The organism is Sinomonas terrae, from assembly GCF_022539255.1.
Taxonomy (GTDB): domain Bacteria; phylum Actinomycetota; class Actinomycetes; order Actinomycetales; family Micrococcaceae; genus Sinomonas; species Sinomonas terrae.
In genome coordinates, this window is record NZ_JAKZBV010000001.1 from 4157355 (window position 1) to 4177084 (window position 19730).

The following is a 19730-nucleotide window of genomic DNA, read 5'->3' on the forward strand; positions in this document are numbered from 1 at the left end:
CAAGCCACATCCCACCCGGAGGTTCTCCCACGTTCAACCAGGCTCGCGAGCTTGTCAAGTCTTCTGTGTAAGGGGCGGGGTCATAGGTAGGGGTTGATGCGGTCGGGGTAGGCGAGGGCGAGCTGGGCGAGGGCCTGCTTCCAGTTGGTGGTGACCTGGCCTTCGACGAGGCGTCCGTCGGCGTGGCGCTTGTCGGAGGGGACGTTCTGGTCGCGTTCGCGCTGGCGGTCGCGGGCGCGCTTGTCCTCGATGTTGCAGATGGCGAGCCAGAGGAGCTTGACGACGGCGTCGTCGTTGGGGAAGTGGCCGCGGTTCTTGATGATCTTGCGCAGCTGATAGTTCAGGGACTCGATGGAGTTGGTGGTGTAGATGACGCGGCGCAGCATGGGCGGGAAGGCCAGGAACGGGGTGAAGCGCTCCCAGGCGTCGGCGAAGACGCGGACGGTGTTGGGGTTCCTCTTGCCGAGCTCGCTCGCGGCGAAGGCGTCCAGGGCGGCTCTGGCGGTGGGGGCGTCGGGGGCCTGGTAGACGGTCTTCAGGGCGGCGGCGACGGCCTTGCGGTGGCCGTAGTTCACGAAGCGCATGGCGGCGCGGATCAGGTGCACGACGCAGGTCTGGACCATCGAGCCCGGCCAGGTGGCCTCGATCGCCTCGGGCAGGCCGGTGAGGCCGTCGCAGCAGACGACCAGGACGTCGGCGACGCCGCGGTTGGCCAGCTCGGCGCAGACCCCGGCCCAGAACTTGGCGCCCTCGGCGGCCTGGACCCAGATCCCGAGTACGTGCTTGATGCCCTCCAGGTCCACGCCGACGGCGATGCGGCCTTGTTGCGCACGTGGGCCCCGTCGCGGACCTTGACGACCAGGGCGTCCAGGTAGACCACCGGGTAGAAGGCCTCCAGGGGGCGCCGCTGCCAGGCCAGGACCTCCTCGAGGATCTCGTCGGTGATCTTGGAGATGGTCTCGTGCGAGAGCTCGGTGCCGATGGTGGAGGCGAGATGGTGCTGGATGTCCCGGATCGTCATCCCGCCGGCGTAGAGGGAGATGATCATCTCGTCCAGGCCCCCGAGACGCCGGGATCCCTTCGGGACCAGGCGCGGGGCGAAGGTCCCGTCCCGGTCGCGCGGCACCTCCAGGCCCACATCCCCGACCTCGGTGGCGACCGTCTTCGGGCTCGTGCCGTTGCGCGAGTTCGGGAACGACGCTGCCTCCGGGTCGCCCTTCTCGTAGCCCAGATGGGAGCTCATCTCCGCCTGCAGGCCGCGCTCGAGGGCCGCCTTGAGAAGCCCGGGCAGCAGGCCCCCGTCGCCGGTGAGCTGGACCTCGCCCGAGTCGATCCTGGCGAAGAGAGCGTCCAGGGCCCCGGAGGCCTCCAGGTCCGCGGCGACCTCGGCCGTCGAGCGGCGCCGGCCCTGCTCCTCGTCCTCTGTCATGGTCATGATCCTGATCCCTTCAGATCCGGCCGTCACCCCTTACACAGAAGATCTGACACCTCCAGGCTCGCCGCTACCAACGTCCTGGCCGGGTACACCTAGGCGGTGCGGTCAGGGACAGGCTGCGCATGTACGACCACCTCGGCGGAGGCGACAGCTCCGTGGTCTACGGGCCCGCCACCGTCGAACGCTTCGGAGAGGCGGCCCAGAAGGCCGCCGCCGACGGCTTCACCGCGCTGAAGATCCTCGCCGTCCCCACCGGAGCGGGCCTGCCCAGCGACGACGACCTGGCCCGAGCCGCCGCGGCGATGCGGGGGGTGCGCGAAGCGGTCGGAGACGGCGTGGACATCATGGTCGACCTCCACGGCCGCACCAGCGCCGCCGGAGCGATCGCCTACGGCCACGCCCTCGCACCCTACAGGCCCTGGTTCTTCGAAGAACCCTGCCAGCCCGGCAACCCCGAAGCACTCGCCTCCGTGGCCCGCGCCCTCCCCTTCCCTGTCGCCGCCGGAGAACGGCTGATCAGCCTCCAGGAATTCCGGACCCACCTCGCAGCCAACGCGTGCGCCATCCTCCAGCCCGACATCTGCCACGTCGGCGGCCCCACAGGGCTGCGGAAGATCGCCGCCCTGGCCGAAAGCCACCACATACCCCTGGCGCCCCACAACCCCCTCGGCCCCATCGCCACCGCCGTGAACCAGCACGTCGCCTTCGCCACCCCCGGCGTCATCATCCAGGAAGTCATGCGCTCGGACGTGCCTTGGCGGAATGACGTGGTCAGCGGGACCTTCCCGATCGTCGACGGGTTCATCACCGAACCCGCCGGCCCCGGCTGGGGCGTGACCGTCAACGAAGAAGCAGCCGCAGAACACCCCTACGAACCCGAGATCCAGATCAGCACCCGCGCCTCCGACGGATCAGTGGCCGACTGGTGAACCGTTCGATCCCACGAATCGCGGACCGCGCCCTATCGGCGGCCCCTCAGCACCGCCGTTCCGATACGACCCGAAACAGGAAATCAGCATGAACATCATCGCCGGGGTCGTCCCGTCGTGCCGACCGTCTTCAACGAGGACGAAGAACTCGACCTGCACGGGCAGCGGCGCGTCATCGACTTCCTGGTCGATGCCAAGGCCGACGGCGCCTGCGTCCTGGCCAACTACTCCGAGCAGTTCTCCCTCACAGACGAGGAGCGCGACCAGGTCCTCAGGACCACCCTCGAGCACGCCGCGGGCAGGATCCCCGTGTGCGTCACCACCAGCCACTACAGCGCCCGCATCGCCCGCCAGCGCACCCTGGCCGCCCAGCGGGAGGGCGCGGCCATGGCCATGCTCATGGCACCGTTCTTCGGCACCACCGTCAGGGTCGACGAGGACGGAGTGGTCGAGTACTTCAAGCGCGTCACCGACGGGCTCGCGATCGACCTCATGAGCCAGGACGCCCCCATGAGCCCCACCCCCCTGCCCGTGGGGCTGCTGGCCCGGCTCGCGGCCGAAATCCCGCAGGTCAGGTACGTGAAGATCGAGATGCCCCAGACAGCGGACAAGCTGCGCGCCCTCGCCGCAGCGGCAGGCGGGGCCCTGCCGGGACTGTTCGACGGCGAGGAGGCCATCACCCTCATCCCGACCTGGAAGCCGGCGCGAGAGCGCCGCGGCCGCCTGGGAGGAGATCCTGCCCCTGATCCACTTCGAGAACCGCCAATGCGGCCTCCGCGCCACCAAGGCCCTGATGAAGGAAGGCCGCATCATCAACAGCGACAAGACCAGGGCCCCCTCGGCGGGCTCCACCCCGACACCCGCGCCCAGCTCCTCGAGATCGCCAAACGCAAAGACCCCCTCATCCTGCACTGGGCATAATCCGTACAACTCCGACATGGCAAGAATCAGTCATCACCACCAGCCAATCGTTTAGAACCCCGCCTCCCTTGAGGCCGTTCCTTCCCTGCGGCGCGCCGTAGACGGCGACGTTCGATCTCTCGGCGCGGTCCTGACCGTCAGCCGCGAACAGATCCGGGCCAGCCCTCCGGCGGGGCCCTGGGCTAAGCCTCTTACAGCTGCTGGGCGAGCCATGACCCGTTCCACCAGACCGTTGTTTCTTGCCTCGCTGCCCCGCCATGGCCGGCAGTTCCCGGGTCTCCGTGCCGGTGTCAGGGTCTCCCGGTTACCATCGACATCAGGCACCGGGGAATCCTGTGGCGGTCGACACAGATGGGACCGTGCGACGGGCGCATGGTCCGATTTGGGCTTCAGCCCCGACCACTGACATGTGCGCCCGGGGGGATGCCGAGGAGACGGAGAGGAGTTGTGATGGTGCGCGGCGTCGTGGATTCGCTGCCGTTCTACGTCGGACGCCTGCTCGTCGAGTGGCTGGTCTTCCTCGGGTCCTGCATGGTCCTGGTCGGCGTCTGGGCACTGGTCCTGCTGGTCGCCTCGGCGATCCTGCTCGCCCGGAGGATCGCCACGGGCGGCAGGTACCATCCGACGAAACGCTGCTTCGCCCGGCACTTCCCCTACTGGCTCTAGGGACGGGGGAAGCTCCGGCTCAACGCTCGCCGGCCACAGACGGTGCTTCGCCACCGGTGACCTCGCCTCGTCCTGGGGAACTGTCCGCGCCACCGCCGACGATCTGAAAAGCGGCGGGGAATTCGTACCGGTTCGGATCGGCCCGATGTTGGCGGGGTCAATCCACGGTCGGGGCCGGTGGATCTCACTGCACCAGTGGATCGTTGTGGGCGTATCCGGCAGCGTCAAGGGGCGACATCTGCCAAGCCAGAGAGCTCGGCGGTAGATCTGTGACCTTCGCCGCCGCCGAGCTCTCCAACGGTGTGTGGGGCTTCCTTGCCCGTCGGTGGCAAACCAGAGCATTCCTGATTCGAGAAGGCCAGACCGGTAACGAAGGAAGCCCTTCTCACTACTCCTGTTACCGCTGCGAGCCCTTCGTCGACTCCACCTCGTGGCCCTCCCTCAGCGGCCTCGGTCGGGCTGCCCATCGCAGTCGGGCACTGGGGAATTCCGCGGCGAAAGCCTGATTGCCTGGCTGGCGATCGACCGATGCACGACGGCGCATGCCCAAGGGATCGAGCCCGATGACCTTGGGCCTCCCGACCAGGAAACCGCTTCGGCACGTGTCCCGGATGCCTCACGCGAGGGTCTCTGTCTTCGCCGGGCATCCCCTTCGTCAGGCCCCGCTGACGGCCCTGGCAGCGACCGCCGGCGATCCCGTCGGATCCGGATCCGGGGTCGGCAGGCACCTGGGCCGGCGCCCTCCCGGACCCCGCCCGCCGGGGGGAAGCGAAATCTTAGAGGCTTCTTAGAACGCCGGGGCGATGATCGGCTCGTGGCCCCCAGCGACTGCGTCCCCGGCTGCCGGACCCGTGACGGGTCCGGCGCAGGTCGGCGTACCGGCCGGAAGGCGGGGTGGCGGTGAGCGGGAGCAGGCCCAGCGCGCGGGGCCGGCTGATCGGCGCCGGCACCCTTGTGGGCAGGACCATGGCATTCCTGGCGGTGAGCGTGGTGTGCGGGATCCTCGCCGCCGGGCTCCTGGGCCCAGCCGTGGCTACGGGCGCGGCGGCGGCCAACGGCTCCGTGCAGTTCTTCGACAGCCTGCCGAGCGATCTGAAGGTCACACCGCCAGCGCAGGTGACCCGGGTCCTGGCCTCGGATGGTTCGCTGATCGCGACCCTGTTCACCGAGAACCGCACCGATGTGCCTTTGAGCCAGATGTCGATGAACATGCGCAACGCGATCGTCGCGATCGAGGACTACCGCTTCTACCAGCACGGCGGCATCGACCCCATGGGAATCCTGCGCGCCCTCACGGTTGATGCGGGCGGGGGCCGTCAGGGCGCCTCGACACTGACCCAGCAGTATGTGACGAACGTGCTCAACGAGGACCTCGTCGCCCAGGGCAAGGGCTCGGACGTGGTCCTCAACGGCGACAAGACGATCGGGGACAAGCTTCGGGAGATGAAGCTCGCGATCGGTCTGGAGCAGCAGGAGTCCAAGGACCAGATCCTCCAGGGCTACCTGAACATCGTCCCTTTCAGCGGCAATGCCTACGGGGTCCAGGCCGCGGCCCAGTACTTCTTCTCGGAGGACGCGAAGGACCTGAACCTGCCCCAAGCGGCCCTGCTCGCGGGCCTGGTGAACGGGCCGGGCTACTACGACCCGACCGCCTACCCCGACAGGGCGGTCGCCCGACGGAATCTCGTGCTGGACGCGATGCTCGAGCACGGGTACATCGACAAGGCCCAGCACGACGCGGCCGTCAAGGCCCCTCTCGCGCTCAAGCTGAACCCGCCGAGGCAGGGCTGCCAGTATGCGGCGCAAGCCCCGTACTTCTGCGACTTCGTCCTGCACCAGGTCGAGAACGACCCCGCGTACGGGGCCACCGCCAAGGACAGGGTCCAGCGGGTCACGAGCGGAGGGCTGACGATCAAGACGACGCTCGATCCCCGTCTGCAGGGGCCGGCCCAGCAGCAGGTCGACGCCACGACCGGGCCGCACCCGGACAAGTGGGGAACCTCTCTCGTGACGGTCCAGCCCGGAACCGGGAAGATCCTAGCCATGGCGCAGAACTCCCGCGAGCTCGCCGGCCAGGGCACCGACTTCGTCACGAGCTACAACTTCAACGTCGACAGCGCCGACGCCAACGGCAACCCGCTCGGCGGGGTGGGGGGCATGCAGCCCGGCTCGACCCTCAAGCCCGTCACCCTGGCCGCCTGGCTGGACGAGGGCAAGCCCACCAACCAGGTCGTGGACGCGTCCCGGCGCGTGTACCCCCTGAACTATCCCTGGCGGGACACCTGCACCAAGGTCACCGGCGCGTACGACGACGCCGAGGTCGGCCAGGGAGCGACCAATGACCTCCAGAACGACGAGCCCGGCTGGTACCGGCCGATGACCGTGAGGGAGGGGATCGCCCAGTCGATCAACACCGCAACCTTCGCCTCCGCGGCCGGCCTGGACGACTTCTGCGACATCCAGCGCGCGGCAGATGCCCTCGGGCTGCACAAGGGCGACAAGGCCGGGGACAAACTCAACCTCTCCACCCTCGGAAACCTCCTCGGCGGCGAGAATGTCGCCCCGCTGACGATGGCCAACGCCTTCGCCACCTTCGACGCCGACGGGACGTACTGCACGCCGATCTCGATCACGGAGGTTGACGACGCCCACGGCAAGAAGATCGGCGGCCAGAACCAGAGCTGTCAGGCGAACGCCCTCAAGCCCGGGGTCGCGCAGGCGGCGACGAACGTCCTCCAGGATGTCGTGACCAAGGGCTCAGGCCTGCTCATTCCCGAGAAGCTCGGCGTCCCGGACGCGATGAAGACCGGCACCAACCAGTACAACAACCAGACCTGGGTCGTCGGATACACCAAGGGCCTGGCCACGGCCTCGTTCTTCGGCGATCCCTTCAACTCCACAGCCAGGCTCGGACGCAACCTGACAGTCAACGGACACTTCTATCCCGTCGTCGACGGCGCCTACATCGCTGGTCCGCAATGGGCCCAGTACATGCAGCATGCGTACGCGTACTACGACCACGGGAACTTCGATCCGCCGCCCCAGAACCTCATCACGGGCGCCCCCGCGCCCCAGCCCCCCGCACCCCCCTCGGGCGGCAGCACCGCACTCGGCCAGCCCCCGGCGGCCGCCCAGCCTCCCGCAGTCCAGGCCCCGGCGCCGAAGCACGGGGGCGGCAAGGGGTAGGCCGCCCGGGCCCCGACAAGGGGCCCGAAAGGCCACCCCCAGGCGGAGGACGGCAGCAGGCACACGAGAGAACGGACCCAGCCAGGCCGCAATGGGAGGAGAGAGCATGCCAGCGGATCGGCCAGCCCGCCCGGGCCCCCAGGGACGCTGGGGAACCCGAACCCTGCTCATGGGGATGCTCGTCGCAGCGCTCCTCGGCGCGGTGACAGCCCTCATCGGCTGCTCCCTTCTCGCACCGCCCCCCGTGCCGCCGCCCGAGCGGGTGCATTCCCGGCCCGTCCCCCGGCACGCTGGGACGATGCGAATCCTCGGCCACCGGTAAGGAGCTACCGCTCCCGTCCGAGGCCCAGGGCGAAAGGGTCCGCACCGCGTAGGGGAGAAGGGGGCCGGGAGGGACGGCGTCCTTGCCGGCCTGGCTCCCGGCCAGCCGTGGGGAGCATTGCCCGGCATAACCCCGCCTGCCGGCCCGCTGCGACGCGAGGAGCAGGCCTGGAAGGGGAATGCTCCGGCCCGTGCGCCCCGATGCCGGACGACGATGGGATGAGCGCCGGCGCAGGTTGGCAAGCGGCAGTCCCTATGCCCCGGCTCGTCCGGTCGCGGTGCCGTTCGGCGCCCCCTCCGGTGCCCGTTCCTTGGCGGCGGCGTCCCTGATCGCTGCGGGCAGGTTGTGGTTGGCGATCTCCCGGAGCACGAACACGCATCCCGGCGGCACCGCTGGGGGTGCGGGGCGCTGGTGCGGGTAGCTGATCAGGGCCACGCAGCCGAGCGTGGGGAGGACGTCCCGCGCGCGCCGGAGCACACGGAACGGATTCCGGTCCGGGGTCCTGGAGTCCAGGACGAGCACGCGGGGGCGCAGTTCGGCGATCAGTGCCAGTGCTTCGGCGGCCGAGGCGCTCTCGCCCACGACCTCCATGCCCTCCCCGCCGAGAAGGTCCCTGAGCGCCCTCCTGAGTGGCCCGTGCTCGCTGAGCACGAACACCAGCAGCCCCTCCCGGCTCTCTTCGTCCATGGAGAGTCCCTTCCTTGACGGGTTCCGGGGCGGGGCTGGATCCGGGCCCGCGCACGGGCACCCAGCGCACGAAGGCCTGCCTCCGCAAGCCCGTCCGCCACAGCCGCCCGCCCGGCGCCCCCCTGCCGCCCCACGGTGTACGGCACAGGCGCTCAGGGGCCCCCGGCTGCGGGGCACTCGCACCGGGACCGGCTTGAGCGGGCCGTCGCCGCCGGTTCAGGACCGAGTGCGTGCGCCGCCTGGGGCACGGCCGTTCCTCGTCCTCGTCTCGACGGCGGCAAAGCGGCGGGCCTCCTCGGCCCGGTACTCTTCGTCGGTGACCGTGCGCACCCAGCGTGCGGGGATCCAGGCCTTGCGGTAGGCGTAGGAGTCGTCATGCCAGGAGACACGGATGCGGTCGGCGCTCCAGAGCCTGGTCAGGGCGTAGAAGGAGACGGGGCCGAGGCTGACCCGGACCTTCAGCTCCGACCCGACCGGCAGCCGCGAGAGCGGGCCCGTCCCGGGACCGGGGTCCTCGTAGCGGTGGGTCCTTCCGTCCTGCGTCCATTCCATGTCCTGATGCCCTCTCCCCCGGCCCTCACAGCGGGAGGACCGCCCACTCGCGGTCCCGCTCCGTGCCTCGGCGTCATTCTGCTGGGACCCTGCCGGTCCCGCCTTGGTCTGGATGCGGCCGGCTCCGGGCCCGGCGGTAGTGCCTGGCCGCGATCCGTGCCAGCTCCAGGAGCTGGCGCTCCTGGTAGGTGAACTGGCCCAGGGCGGGCCCGAGCAGGCCCAGGGCAGCGGTGAGCGCGCTGGCCTGGGCCTGCTCGTCGGCGCCCTCGGCCTGCGAGGCCAGCCGCCGTGCAGCCGGGGTCGCGGCAGGGCTGGCAGCCAGGAGGGCCATGGCGTCGCGGAGGATCGCGTACTCGGGATACCGCCGAGCCTGCTCCTCCCGGCCGCCGTCGATCACCGGGACGGCCGCGGGCCCCGGACGCGAAGGCCCGCTGCCCCCCGCTTCGGCGGCAGGCGGGGGCCCTGCGGCCCGAGCGGGGCGGAACAGCCCGAACGCACCCATGCTCCCCTCCCATCCTCTCTGCCTCGACGAACGTCCCGGGGGCCGCCGGGCCCCACCAATCAAAAGTAACAACAGGATCAAGTTGCTAGAAGCTAGAGCTAGTCTACCCGACCTCCAGTCCCCCTCGCGGCCGACACCCCTGCCGCCCTGGAGCCAGGCTCCCGGCCCCCTCTCTGCCTGCTAGTGTCGGCGGGGCAGGAAAGGCAGTTCCGAGAAGGGCAGGATGGCAGCAGCAGGGATGGCTTGGGACATGTCGGAGGGTGCGGGCCGGACGGAGAACCCGGCAGCAGCCGCGCTCAGGGACCTCGTGGTCGCGGGGGAGGGCCTGCGCCGCAGGCATGCGAAGCAGCTCGGCCTCGGCACGGCCGACCTCATCGTCCTGGGGCACGTGTTCACCCACGGGCCGGCCGCACCCCACGAGCTGGGCGCACTGGTGGGGATGAGGTCCGGGGCGATGACCTCCCTCCTGGACCGGGTCGAGAGGGCCGGGCTGGTGGCCCGGGCCAGCAACCCGCAGGACCGCAGAGGCCTGCTCATCACGGCCACCCCTGCCGGCCGCAAGGCCATGGAACCGATCTACCGGCTCTTCGACCAGGCGATCGACAACGCCCTCGCCTCGACCCCCGAAATCGACCGGGACAGGCTCGCCGCGACACTCCAGTCCCTGACCGAAGGCCTCCTGCAGCCTCTCCCCCACGACACCTAGAGCGGGAACCACCCTGCCGTTCCCGGCCGAAGCAACCTTGAGGTGGCCCCGTTACATCGTGACGGGCCCACCGGCGAGGCCTCTGCGTTCCGAGGGGAGCGCTGGACTGTGACCCGACCTAACGGCGGGTCCCCCCGCCCCGAGCCCCAGGACTCCCTCGGCGCACTTGATCGGGTATGGGCTTCCTGCGCGCTCGGGGCACCAGGGCTTCTCGCCTTCGTCATGGATCAGGTTGGAGCCGACCCGCCGCGCAATACACGAGCCTCCAAAGCAGCATCTGCTACACCGGTTTCATCGGTTTCCTCTGACTGGATGGGAAGGCTGCGAGAATGCACCAGGTCATGCCCCGGACCCCCGGGCGCCCTGCCCCGCGGCCCTCGCGCCGATTCGTCCTGGCAGCCGCCGGCTCAGTCGCCTTGGGTGCGGTGGCGGCCGGGTGCGGGCCCAGGGATTCAGGCCTCTCCGCACCCGCCTCGACAGCAGAAGCGAGCACCATCCCGAGGGACGGGGCCCTTTCGGCCCCGGAGCCGTCCGCGGCTCCGGGCGCGGCGGTCCCGGCCTCCAGGTCCGAGATCGAGCGCCGGTTCGCTGGCCGTCCGCCCGGCCGATGGGGGCTCGACCTTCCGGGGATCACCACCCATACGGGCACTCATGCCGTCGCGCTGACCTTCGACGCCTGCGGAGGGCCCGGCGGGTCAGGCTACGACAGCCGGCTCATCGACCTGCTCCGCCGCCTCCGTGTGCCGGCAACGCTGTTCCTGAACGCACGCTGGACCAGCGCCAACCCGTCTCTGAGCCGGGAGCTCGCCTCCGACCCGCTGTTCGAGATCGGAAACCACGGCCTGGCCCACCTCCCGCTCTCCACGACCGGCCGGAGCGCCTACGGCATCGCCGGGACCCGCTCGGTGGACGCGGTGATCGACGAGGTCTCAGGCGGTGCCAGCGCGATCATCGCCCTGACGGGGAAGCGGCCGCCGTGGTTCCGCCCCGGGACGGCGTTCTACGACGAGACCGCCGTCCAGGTGGTCGCTGCGATGGCCCTGTGCCCACTGAGCTTCTCGGTCAACTCCGACGGCGGCGCGACCTTCCCGCCCCGCACCGTCGCTGCGCAGCTGGGCACGGTACGGCCCGGGGACATCGTGATCGGCCACCTGAACCAGCCCCGCTCCGGGACCTCCGCCGGCTACGCGGCCGCCCTGCCGGCGCTGATCGACCAGGGCCTGGACTTCACGACCCTGTCCCAGGCCAGAGCCCCCATACCGCACCGCCCCGGATTCGACTGATCCCAAGAACACTGCGTTCGGGCCACTTCACGGCCGCCTATGCCGCGACGGGACCCCCCGGCAGAATGCGCCCTCCGACGCACCAGGTAACTGATCGGCATCCTGGTCTGGTGAGACTGATGGAATGCTGGGCCAGCGGATCCGCGACCACGCCGAGCGGCTGAGCTGCGCCTGCGAGGGAGGAGGGCGTCCGCCTGTGAACGATAGGCGAATTGACAGCCAGTCCGGCGGTGCCTCCAACGACGCCCTCCAGCTGGCCCGGGAACCCGGGGAAGGCTGCGGGCGCCGCGTCGCGAACCTGCTCCGCCGCCCGGCGAAGGGACGGCTCGGCTGCCGGCAGTTCCCTCGCGCATGCAGCGCGTCCTGCCGGAATGCCCACATGCGGATTTCCTGTCGCGACTCTCACCTGCCGGCGCGAATGCCGAAAGACTGGGCAGAAACAGGGGCAATCGGGACAAAGCCGAGCAACGGCAAGCGTTGCAGGTCGATGCTGGCAATCCGACGTCGGCCCAACCGCGAGCGGGCTCGACGGCGGAGCGATCGGGGTCCCGCGTCGAGGAGCACCGGGGAGGCCAGGCTGCTGCCGAATGGGCCGCGGGCGTTCCCCGGGCAGTCGCCGGCCGGTGGCGGGCGTCAGCCCCAGAACTCCTCCTGGGCGTGCATGTCGTACGGGTATGTGTGCACGGTGCGGATGAGGCCGCCCTCGACCTTGAACACGTGGCAGACCGTGTAGTCGATGGAATGGCCGTCCCGCTGCGCCTGGCTGCGTTGGAGGACGAAGCTGTGCTCGGCCCCGTCTGCGACATCCATCACCGTGGACCGGAAGGTCCCGCCCGAGAGGCGCGGGAACTTCGGCAGGAACTCGCCCACGACGGCATCCCGCCCCCGGTACTCGCCTGCGAGGCGGCTCTTCCCCGGGAACGACCACACCCCGTCCGGGTCGAAGAACTCCCCGGCCTCCTCGACCTTGCCCTCGTTGAACAGGTCGTAGGCCTTCTGGATCAGATCCTTGTTCTGCATTTCCATGCCCTTCGTTTCGTGGATAGTGGATACAGCACAGCACGCGATCGGGCACTCGACCACGCGCGGCTTGCTCGTAACCGCCCCCACCACGGCACGGGGCTGTTCAGAATGCCCCCCAGCCGGTGCCTGCTCCGGCCGACCGCCCGAGGCGGTCACTGTACAGCTCCACGGCGATCCGCACGAGAGCGATTTGTCGGCTCCAATCCGAACTCGCGGGCCTCGGCCTCCCAGACCCCTCCCGGATCACTGGGATTCCCTTGGTTCCCGCCCCTTGCCCCTGGCCTGACCCCCGACGTCGACAGCACCGGCGCTCACGACGGGGGACTGTCCGAATAACGGTGGGTTCGGTTTGGCCCATGGTTAGTTGATTCGACCTTCGAAGGCGATCGCGAAGGCGTTCAGTGCCGGCTTCCAGCGTGTGGCCCAGCGTGCCCTGCCTCGTCCGGTCGGGTCAAGGGACCGGGTGACGAGGTAGAGGCACTTCAGCGCTGCTGCGTCATTGGGGAAGTGGCCTCTGGCCCTGACCGCGCGGCGGTAGCGGGCGTTGAGGGACTCGATCGCGTTGGTCGAGCAGACCACGCGGCGGATCTCCACGTCCCAGTCCAGGAACGGGGCGAACTCGGTCCACGCGCTGCGCCAGAGCCGGGCGATGGCAGGGTATTCGGTGCCCCACTTGGACTCGAACTCCCCGAAGCGCTCCCGGGCCGCGGCCTCGGTCGGGGCGGTGTAGACGGGCTTGAGGTCCTTGGCGAGCTCGTCCCAGCGCTGGCGCGACGCGTAGCGGAAGGTGTTGCGGATCAGGTGGATGATGCAGGTCTGGACGGTGGCCCGCTCCCAGACGGCGGTGATCGCGTCCGGGAGGCCCTTGAGCCCGTCGCAGACGGCGATGCACACGTCCTCCACGCCGCGGTTCTTGATCTCGGTCAGGACCCCGAGCCAGAACTTCGCGCCCTCCCCGCCGTCCCCGGCCCAGATCCCGAGGATGTCGCGTTCGCCGTTTACCGTCACGCCGAGGACGACGTAGAACGGCTTGTTGCGCACCTGCCCGTCGCGGACCTTGACGTGGATCGCGTCGATGAACACCACCGGGTAGACGCGGTCCAGCGGCCGGTTGGACCACTCGGCCATCTCCCCGGCGACCTTCTCGGTGATCCGGCTGATGGTGTCCTTGGAGACTGCGGCGCCGTAGACCTCCTCGAAGTGCGCGGCGATCTCGCCCGTTGTCAGGCCGCGGGCGCTCAGGGACAGGACGATCTCGTCGATCCCGTCCAGGCGGCGTTTGCGCTTCTTGACGATCTGCGGCTCGAACGTTCCCTCCCGGTCCCGCGGGACCTCGATCTGGACCGGCCCGACCTCGGTGAGCACGGTCTTCGAGCGGGTCCCGTTGCGCACGTTCGTGCCCTCCGCGGCGCCGTGCCTCTCGTGGCCGAGGTGCTCGGTGATCTCGGCTTCGAGCGCGGTCTCCAGCACGCTCTTGGTCAGCCCGGCCAGCAGCCCGCCCGGGCCCACCAGGCTCACGCCCTGCTCGCGCGCCTGCTCCAGCAGCGACTCCGCGAGCTCCTTCTGATCGATGATCTCTCCCGTCACGGGATCGATCATGTCGGCGGTCTCGGTCATTGCCCTTCCTTTCGGTCAGGCCACGCCGTTCACACCGTTTTTCTTACAGTCCCCACGACGGTCAGGACGAGAATGCCATGGAGGATGCTGGTGTTGACGCTCTTGAGGAACTGAACGTTTGTGCTCTTCGAGATCTGGTCAGTTCGAGTGGTTGGGCCGCATACCCCTGGTTCCGGATGCCGTGAGCGGTCGGGGGACTGTCCCGTGTCACGGGTGGGTTGGGCTGCGTCAAGTTTTGTAGACAGTCTGTTTGTGGGTCAGGCAGCGGTTGCGGCCTGAGGGGTCTGGCTGTCGCGGAGCGCGTCCGCTGGGGTGCGGTAGCCGAGGGTGGAGTGGCGGCGTCGGCGGTTGTAGAAGACCTCGATGTACTGCATCACGGCGAACCTCGCCCTCGCTCGCGTGCGGAACGAGTGCCGGTGGTACATCTCGTTCTTGAGCATGCTGAACCACGATTCCGCGACGGCGTTAAGAGGGACGACCCTGTCCTCCCGACGGAGAGCCTCCTCCGAGCCTTCGGGCGTGGTCGGCGTACTCCTGGGAGGTGTACTGGGCGCCGCGGTCGCTGTGAAAGATGGCACCGGGGCGGATGTGACCGTGGGTGTGCGCCATGCGCAGGGCATCGGAAATGAGCTCTGTGCGCATGTGCTCGGCCATCGACCAGCCCACGACCATGCGGGTGTGCAGGTCGATCACTGTCGCAAGGTAGAGCCAGCCCTCCCCGGTCCTGAGGTAGGTGATGTCCCCGACGAGCTTGGTCCCGGGCTCGGCGGCGGTGAAGTCCCGCCGCACCAGGTCGGGGCGCTTCTCGGCATCGTCGGCGGGGATCGTCGTGCGCTTCCTGGAGCGCGGCTGGATGCCGAAGATGCCCTGCTGGCGCATGAGCTTGCGCACCAGGCCCTCGGAGGCCGCAACGCCGGCTGCGGCCAGGTCCGCACGGACCCGGCGGTGGCCGTTAACCCCGTGGGACATCTCGTGGCTGGCCTTCACCCGGCGGGCGAGGTCCTCGCGGCGGGCCTTCGACGGCGGCACTGCTCCGAGCCTGCTGGCCCACGCGTAGTAGCCGGCCCGTGAGACTCCGAGCAGTCTGGCCATGAAGCCGACTGAGTGGTTGGCCTTCTCCGCGTGCATCAGCGTGAACTTCTCGTTCACGGCTGCTCCTTGGCGAAGAAGGCCGCGGCTTTTTTCAAGAAGGCGTTCTCCTCCGCCAGCCTCCGGTTCTCCGCCTCGAGCTGCGCTATCCGCGCCGCTTCGACCGGGGAAGGCGCCTGCCCCGCGGGCAGGCGCTCATGCTGCTGCCGGTACGCCTTCACCCAATACCCCAGCGAGCTCTCGTTGATCTCGAGCTCCTTGGCGACCTGCGCGATCGGCCGGCCCGACTGCACCACGAGTTGGACCGCATCGGCCTTGAACTCGGGAGTGAACTTCCTGCGATTCGTAGACATGACGCCCCGAGCGTCCTTCCTGATAACGACTGTCTACGAGAAGTGTCACACCCCGGGACAGCTTGCTGCGTCCATTCCATGCCTCCACGAAGTCCATGCCTGATCCACCAAGACTAGGGGCGGCCGGGGGCGCCGGGAGGACCGGAACAGGGCGGCTGCGGGAAAACTCGCACATTCCTTCAGGACGGCCCTCGAGGGCCCGGAGCCCCTGTGCGCTGATCACCGGTGGTGCGCCCAAGCCGGTGATGCAGAGCGTGCACGTCCTTGGTCCGCTCCGGGCGCCAGGCCTCCCCGCCCCCGGGGCACGCGCGTGCGTCGGGTGCTCCAGCGTCCCCGGCCACCGCACCGCCTTCGCCGTCTCCCTCCCAGCCGCCGACTCCCTGCGCCCCGTCCCGGTTGCGGGAGACGAAGGAGGGCGGCCAGAGCATGGGCGGCGGCTGGCGCCGCGCATTGAGAATGCTGCGGCCTTTTGCCGTTCCCTGCGTGCCCTTAGGATGCTGGGGTAATCCTTGGGATATCCTCGGGGAAAACCGGCGAATTTCCCGCTCGAATTCATGGGGCCCGTTGCTATTCTCGTATTGCTCTTCCCGGTAATTCGCTTTGCCGGGCGCGCCCCGATGAGGGTCCGGTATTCATGGTGCCGAGTTCTTGGCTGGGTGCGGCTTGAGGAGGGGCGGGGGCCTTGGCCAAGGCTTCCTGCCCTGTCTGGCGCTGTCGTCCCGGTCCCGGAGAAAAGGGCGGGGAGGGCGGCGGACAGGACGGCTCAAACGCGTATCCGGTGCGGCTCCCGCTGCACATGCCACGGCCGTCCGTGGAATTCCTGCCCGCGGGATTTATGCGCTTCGGGCAGGCGGCAGGGGTTTGTCAGGCCGGGCGATGGCGGCTCATTAATGCGTGCCAGTACCGGTCCCTTCGAAGAGAAAACAGGAATATCATGCGCAGAACTACAAAGGCCCTGGCGGTTCTCGCCGTCTCGGGGATCGCACTCGGCGCGGGCGCGGCGGCGGCCTCGGCCGACACGGTCGACTCGACCGTGTCGGGCGGTTCGCTGTGGAGGTGTCAGATCTTCTGTGTAAGGGGTGACGGCCGGATCTGAAGGGATCAGGATCATGACCATGACAGAGGACGAGGAGCAGGGCCGGCGCCGCTCGACGGCCGAGGTCGCCGCGGACCTGGAGGCCTCCGGGGCCCTGGACGCTCTCTTCGCCAGGATCGACTCGGGCGAGGTCCAGCTCACCGGCGACGGGGGCCTGCTGCCCGGGCTTCTCAAGGCGGCCCTCGAGCGCGGCCTGCAGGCGGAGATGAGCTCCCATCTGGGCTACGAGAAGGGCGACCCGGAGGCAGCGTCGTTCCCGAACTCGCGCAACGGCACGAGCCCGAAGACGGTCGCCACCGAGGTCGGGGATGTGGGCCTGGAGGTGCCGCGCGACCGGGACGGGACCTTCGCCCCGCGCCTGGTCCCGAAGGGATCCCGGCGTCTCGGGGGCCTGGACGAGATGATCATCTCCCTCTACGCCGGCGGGATGACGATCCGGGACATCCAGCACCATCTCGCCTCCACCATCGGCACCGAGCTCTCGCACGAGACCATCTCCAAGATCACCGACGAGATCCTCGAGGAGGTCCTGGCCTGGCAGCGGCGCCCCCTGGAGGCCTTCTACCCGGTGGTCTACCTGGACGCCCTGGTCGTCAAGGTCCGCGACGGGGCCCACGTGCGCAACAAGGCCGCCCACATCGCCGTCGGCGTGGACCTGGAGGGCATCAAGCACGTACTCGGGATCTGGGTCCAGGCCGCCGAGGGCGCCAAGTTCTGGGCCGGGGTCTGCGCCGAGCTGGCCAACCGCGGCGTCGCCGACGTCCTGGTCGTCTGCTGCGACGGCCTCACCGGCCTGCCCGAGGCGATCGAGGCCACCTGGCCGGGCTCGATGGTCCAGACCTGCGTCGTGCACCTGATCCGCGCCGCCATGCGCTTCGTGAACTACGGCCACCGCAAGGCCGTCGCCGCCGCCCTGAAGACCGTCTACCAGGCCCCCGACGCCCCCACCGCCAGAGCCGCCCTGGACGCCTTCGCCGCGAGCGAGCTCGGCAAGAGGAACCCCAACACCGTCCGCGTCTTCGCCGACGCCTGGGAGCGCTTCACCCCGTTCCTGGCCTTCCCGCCCATGCTGCGCCGCGTCATCTACACCACCAACTCCATCGAGTCCCTGAACTATCAGCTGCGCAAGATCATCAAGAACCGCGGCCACTTCCCCAACGACGACGCCGTCGTCAAGCTCCTCTGGCTCGCCATCTGCAACATCGAGGACAAGCGCGCCCGCGACCGCCAGCGCGAACGCGACCAGAACGTCCCCTCCGACAAGCGCCACGCCGACGGACGCCTCGTCGAAGGCCAGGTCACCACCAACTGGAAGCAGGCCCTCGCCCAGCTCGCCCTCGCCTACCCCGACCGCATCAACCCCTACCTATGACCCCGCCCCTTACACAGAAGACTTGACAAGCTCTTCGCTGTCGGTGACCACCGCGGCCCCGACCCTCTCGGCGGTGACGCTGAACGGGACGAACACCCAGACCTCCACCGGCACCTCGGGGACCTGGACCATCACGGACGCCCGGGGCACCGGGGCGAACTGGACGGTCTCGGCCAGCGCGACGGCCTTCACCAGCGCCGCGGGCACGGTGGAGACCACGGCCCGGACGATCCCGGCGACCGCGCTGACGGTCACCCCGGGCACGGTCGCCCCGGGCGCCGGCGCCGACGCCGCCACGATCAGCGCACCGGCGCTGGCGATGTCCACGACCTCCCAGGCCCTGATCAGCGCCACCGGCCCGGCCAAGGGCACCTACACGCTGGCCCCCTCGTTCAGCCTGGCCATCCCGGCCAACGCCTACCGCTCCAACTACTCCGGCGCGGTCGGCTCCACGGCCCTGAACCCCTACACCTCCACCGTGACCTACACCATCGGCTGACACCCGGCCGAGACGGTGGCCTGCCCGTTGCGTCATTGGCGGGCGGGCAGGCCACCGGCCCCAGCACCGAGCATCCGCAATCCCCATCGACCCCAGGAATCGAAGAAGCCGTGACCGCAAAGCCCTCCCACCCGCTCCGCCGGCGCCTCCGGCCCGCCCTGGCCGCCCTGGCCCTGGCCCTGGCCGGCCTCGCCGCCGCCGGCGCCCCGGCCCTGGCCGTGGACAACGGCACACTGGGAATCAGGCCCTCCAACGAGTCCGACTTCTTCCACCTCGACCTCGCCCCCGGCGCCGCCACCGACGCCACCGCGATCGTCTCCAACCACACCGGCGCCCCGGTCACCCTGCTGACCTACCCCGTCGACGGGCAGAACACCGCCCAGGGCACCTTCGCCTTCGCCGGGCAGGACGACCCCGCCAAGGGCATCGGGTCCTGGGTGCACCTGGACGCCGGACAGGTCACCGTCCCCGCGAACACCGACCTGCCCGTGCACTTCCGCCTCACCGTCCCCCAGGGCACCCCGCCCGGGGACTACGCCGGCGGCCTCATCATCCAGGCACCCCCCGTCCAGGGGAAGACCACCACCGTCCACGACACCGCCGTGCGGATCGACACCGTCCAGCGCCAGGGCGTGCGGATCTACCTCAAGGTCGACGGGACCCCCGTCAAGTCCCAATCCCACGGCACCCTCGCCTGGACCCAGCACGGATCCGACCTGGACTTCACCCTGCCGGTGACCAACACAGGCAACACCATCCTGCACCCCACCGCGGACCTGGACCTCACCGGATGGCCCGAGAACGGCGCCCAGGCCAAATTCGACACCCCCGAGGCCGTCCTGCCCGGGGCCACCGTCGACCTCCACGCCACCCTCCACAACGCACCCCCCGCCCAGACCGGCACCGCCGAGGCCAAGATCGCCTCCGAGGCCGGCACCCAGGACGCCGCCGCCAGCGTCCTCTACGCCCCCTGGCTGGCCCTGGGCATCGCCCTGCTGGCCCTGGCCGCCGCCGCCTACGCCGCCTTCCGGCTCGCCAGATTCGTCCGCCGCGCCCGCGCCGCCCTCGCCCAGGCCGCCGCCGCCCAGAGCACTGGAACCTGGCCCGCCGCCCCGCCGGCACAGGGCCGCACGGCACAGGACGGCACGGCACCGACCGGCCGGCGCTGAGCCCCACCGGCCCCGCCCCTTGCGGGGGCAGAGAGGAGAAGGCCATGGGAGAGCGGTTCGGGACCCAGCTGCGCGCCGAGCGCACCGCGCGCGGCCTGTCCCAGACCCAGCTGGGCGGGGAGGAACATTCCCCCAGCTACATCTGCCTGCTCGAGATCGGACGCCGCGAGCCCACGCCCGAGATCATCGCCGAGCTCGCCGCACGCCTGGAGCTCGCCCCGTTACCTTTTTCGTGGCTCCCCGATCCGGCAGGATCAGGGGTGTTGGCCGGTCGGGTTCCGGCATGACGTTCTGCCCCCAGTCGCCCATGATCCGAATCTTCT

17 protein-coding genes and 2 pseudogenes are annotated in these 19730 nt (G+C 69.7%); 12 read left to right on the top strand and 7 right to left on the bottom strand.

Features of this window, described 5'->3' with window-relative positions:
- Positions 1–80 precede the first annotated feature (80 nt).
- Positions 81–1435: pseudogene (locus tag L0M17_RS19270) on the bottom strand (IS256 family transposase).
- Positions 1436–1557: 122 nt separating this feature from the next.
- On the opposite strand from L0M17_RS19270, the gene L0M17_RS19275 reads away from it, so the two are divergent.
- From L0M17_RS19275 to L0M17_RS19295, 5 genes are all read left to right on the top strand, one after another.
- A complete protein-coding gene (locus L0M17_RS19275; RefSeq protein WP_241055994.1) occupies positions 1558–2364 on the top strand; it encodes a mandelate racemase/muconate lactonizing enzyme family protein in 807 nt (268 codons plus the stop codon).
- A 117-nt stretch (positions 2365–2481) separates the two neighbouring features.
- Complete coding sequence (locus L0M17_RS19280; RefSeq protein ID WP_241055995.1) at positions 2482–3285, top strand: dihydrodipicolinate synthase family protein; 804 nt, start codon at positions 2482–2484, stop codon at positions 3283–3285.
- A gap of 450 nt (positions 3286–3735) precedes the next feature.
- On the top strand, positions 3736–3951 hold the full coding sequence (locus L0M17_RS19285; RefSeq protein ID WP_241055996.1) for a hypothetical protein: 216 nt from the start codon (positions 3736–3738) through the stop codon (positions 3949–3951).
- A 966-nt stretch (positions 3952–4917) separates the two neighbouring features.
- Positions 4918–7137 (top strand): transglycosylase domain-containing protein, encoded by a 2220-nt coding sequence (locus L0M17_RS19290; protein WP_241056513.1) that lies wholly within the window; start codon positions 4918–4920, stop codon positions 7135–7137.
- A 106-nt stretch (positions 7138–7243) separates the two neighbouring features.
- Entirely contained in the window at positions 7244–7459 is a 216-nt protein-coding gene (locus L0M17_RS19295; protein ID WP_241055997.1) for a hypothetical protein, read from the top strand.
- Between the two features lie 252 nt (positions 7460–7711).
- On the opposite strand, the gene L0M17_RS19300 is transcribed toward L0M17_RS19295, so the two are convergent.
- The 3 genes from L0M17_RS19300 to L0M17_RS19310 all read right to left on the bottom strand — a co-directional run bounded on the left by L0M17_RS19300 (position 7712) and on the right by L0M17_RS19310 (position 9200).
- On the bottom strand, positions 7712–8146 hold the full coding sequence (locus tag L0M17_RS19300; protein WP_241055998.1) for a response regulator: 435 nt from the start codon (positions 8144–8146) through the stop codon (positions 7712–7714).
- A 216-nt stretch (positions 8147–8362) separates the two neighbouring features.
- Positions 8363–8698 (bottom strand): hypothetical protein, encoded by a 336-nt coding sequence (locus tag L0M17_RS19305; protein WP_241055999.1) that lies wholly within the window; start codon positions 8696–8698, stop codon positions 8363–8365.
- A 73-nt stretch (positions 8699–8771) separates the two neighbouring features.
- Positions 8772–9200: a hypothetical protein gene (locus L0M17_RS19310; RefSeq protein ID WP_241056000.1), complete on the bottom strand. Its 429-nt coding sequence runs from the start codon at positions 9198–9200 to the stop codon at positions 8772–8774.
- A gap of 223 nt (positions 9201–9423) precedes the next feature.
- Between L0M17_RS19310 and L0M17_RS19315 the strand changes: the two genes are divergently transcribed.
- The gene (locus L0M17_RS19315) at positions 9424–9906 is read left to right on the top strand and encodes a MarR family winged helix-turn-helix transcriptional regulator (protein WP_241056001.1); all 483 of its coding nucleotides are present in this window, start codon (positions 9424–9426) and stop codon (positions 9904–9906) included.
- A gap of 329 nt (positions 9907–10235) precedes the next feature.
- The gene (locus L0M17_RS19320) at positions 10236–11189 is read left to right on the top strand and encodes a polysaccharide deacetylase family protein (protein WP_241056002.1); all 954 of its coding nucleotides are present in this window, start codon (positions 10236–10238) and stop codon (positions 11187–11189) included.
- 633 nt (positions 11190–11822) lie between these two features.
- Here L0M17_RS19320 and L0M17_RS19325 read toward each other — a convergent pair.
- The 3 genes and pseudogenes from L0M17_RS19325 to L0M17_RS19335 all read right to left on the bottom strand — a co-directional run bounded on the left by L0M17_RS19325 (position 11823) and on the right by L0M17_RS19335 (position 15271).
- A complete protein-coding gene (locus tag L0M17_RS19325) occupies positions 11823–12209 on the bottom strand; it encodes a nuclear transport factor 2 family protein (RefSeq protein ID WP_241056003.1) in 387 nt (128 codons plus the stop codon).
- A gap of 363 nt (positions 12210–12572) precedes the next feature.
- Positions 12573–13811 (bottom strand): IS256 family transposase, encoded by a 1239-nt coding sequence (locus L0M17_RS19330; RefSeq protein ID WP_241056464.1) that lies wholly within the window; start codon positions 13809–13811, stop codon positions 12573–12575.
- Positions 13812–14086: 275 nt separating this feature from the next.
- Positions 14087–15271, bottom strand: a pseudogene (locus tag L0M17_RS19335) (IS3 family transposase).
- Between the two features lie 934 nt (positions 15272–16205).
- On the opposite strand from L0M17_RS19335, the gene L0M17_RS19340 reads away from it, so the two are divergent.
- From L0M17_RS19340 to L0M17_RS19360, 5 genes are all read left to right on the top strand, one after another.
- Positions 16206–16367, top strand: a complete 162-nt coding sequence (locus L0M17_RS19340; protein ID WP_241056004.1) for a hypothetical protein — start codon at positions 16206–16208, stop codon at positions 16365–16367.
- 13 nt (positions 16368–16380) lie between these two features.
- Positions 16381–17739 carry an IS256 family transposase gene (locus L0M17_RS19345; RefSeq protein ID WP_372497987.1) on the top strand — a complete coding sequence of 453 codons (1359 nt, stop codon included), beginning with the start codon at positions 16381–16383 and terminating at the stop codon, positions 17737–17739.
- Positions 17740–17761: 22 nt separating this feature from the next.
- Positions 17762–18238: a WxL domain-containing protein gene (locus tag L0M17_RS19350; RefSeq protein WP_372498046.1), complete on the top strand. Its 477-nt coding sequence runs from the start codon at positions 17762–17764 to the stop codon at positions 18236–18238.
- A gap of 110 nt (positions 18239–18348) precedes the next feature.
- A complete protein-coding gene (locus L0M17_RS19355; RefSeq protein WP_241056005.1) occupies positions 18349–19407 on the top strand; it encodes a WxL protein peptidoglycan domain-containing protein in 1059 nt (352 codons plus the stop codon).
- 44 nt (positions 19408–19451) lie between these two features.
- Positions 19452–19694, top strand: coding sequence for a helix-turn-helix domain-containing protein (locus tag L0M17_RS19360; RefSeq protein WP_372498047.1), 243 nt, complete (start codon positions 19452–19454; stop codon positions 19692–19694).
- Positions 19695–19730: the final 36 nt, after the last annotated feature.

Bases quoted from the DNA above. Each gene is read 5' to 3' on its own strand.
- L0M17_RS19340 (WP_241056004.1), top strand. From the start codon at position 16,206: ATGCGCAGAACTACAAAGGCCCTGGCGGTTCTCGCCGTCTCGGGGATC.
- L0M17_RS19325 (WP_241056003.1), bottom strand. From the start codon at position 12,209: ATGCAGAACAAGGATCTGATCCAGAAGGCCTACGACCTGTTCAACGAG.
- L0M17_RS19330 (WP_241056464.1), bottom strand. From the start codon at position 13,811: ATGATCGATCCCGTGACGGGAGAGATCATCGATCAGAAGGAGCTCGCG.
- L0M17_RS19360 (WP_372498047.1), top strand. From the start codon at position 19,452: ATGGGAGAGCGGTTCGGGACCCAGCTGCGCGCCGAGCGCACCGCGCGC.
- L0M17_RS19310 (WP_241056000.1), bottom strand. From the start codon at position 9,200: ATGGGTGCGTTCGGGCTGTTCCGCCCCGCTCGGGCCGCAGGGCCCCCG.
- L0M17_RS19290 (WP_241056513.1), top strand. From the start codon at position 4,918: ATGGCATTCCTGGCGGTGAGCGTGGTGTGCGGGATCCTCGCCGCCGGG.
- L0M17_RS19320 (WP_241056002.1), top strand. From the start codon at position 10,236: ATGCACCAGGTCATGCCCCGGACCCCCGGGCGCCCTGCCCCGCGGCCC.
- L0M17_RS19295 (WP_241055997.1), top strand. From the start codon at position 7,244: ATGCCAGCGGATCGGCCAGCCCGCCCGGGCCCCCAGGGACGCTGGGGA.
- L0M17_RS19345 (WP_372497987.1), top strand. From the start codon at position 16,381: ATGACCATGACAGAGGACGAGGAGCAGGGCCGGCGCCGCTCGACGGCC.
- L0M17_RS19285 (WP_241055996.1), top strand. From the start codon at position 3,736: ATGGTGCGCGGCGTCGTGGATTCGCTGCCGTTCTACGTCGGACGCCTG.
- L0M17_RS19300 (WP_241055998.1), bottom strand. From the start codon at position 8,146: ATGGACGAAGAGAGCCGGGAGGGGCTGCTGGTGTTCGTGCTCAGCGAG.
- L0M17_RS19275 (WP_241055994.1), top strand. From the start codon at position 1,558: ATGTACGACCACCTCGGCGGAGGCGACAGCTCCGTGGTCTACGGGCCC.
- L0M17_RS19305 (WP_241055999.1), bottom strand. From the start codon at position 8,698: ATGGAATGGACGCAGGACGGAAGGACCCACCGCTACGAGGACCCCGGT.
- L0M17_RS19315 (WP_241056001.1), top strand. From the start codon at position 9,424: ATGGCAGCAGCAGGGATGGCTTGGGACATGTCGGAGGGTGCGGGCCGG.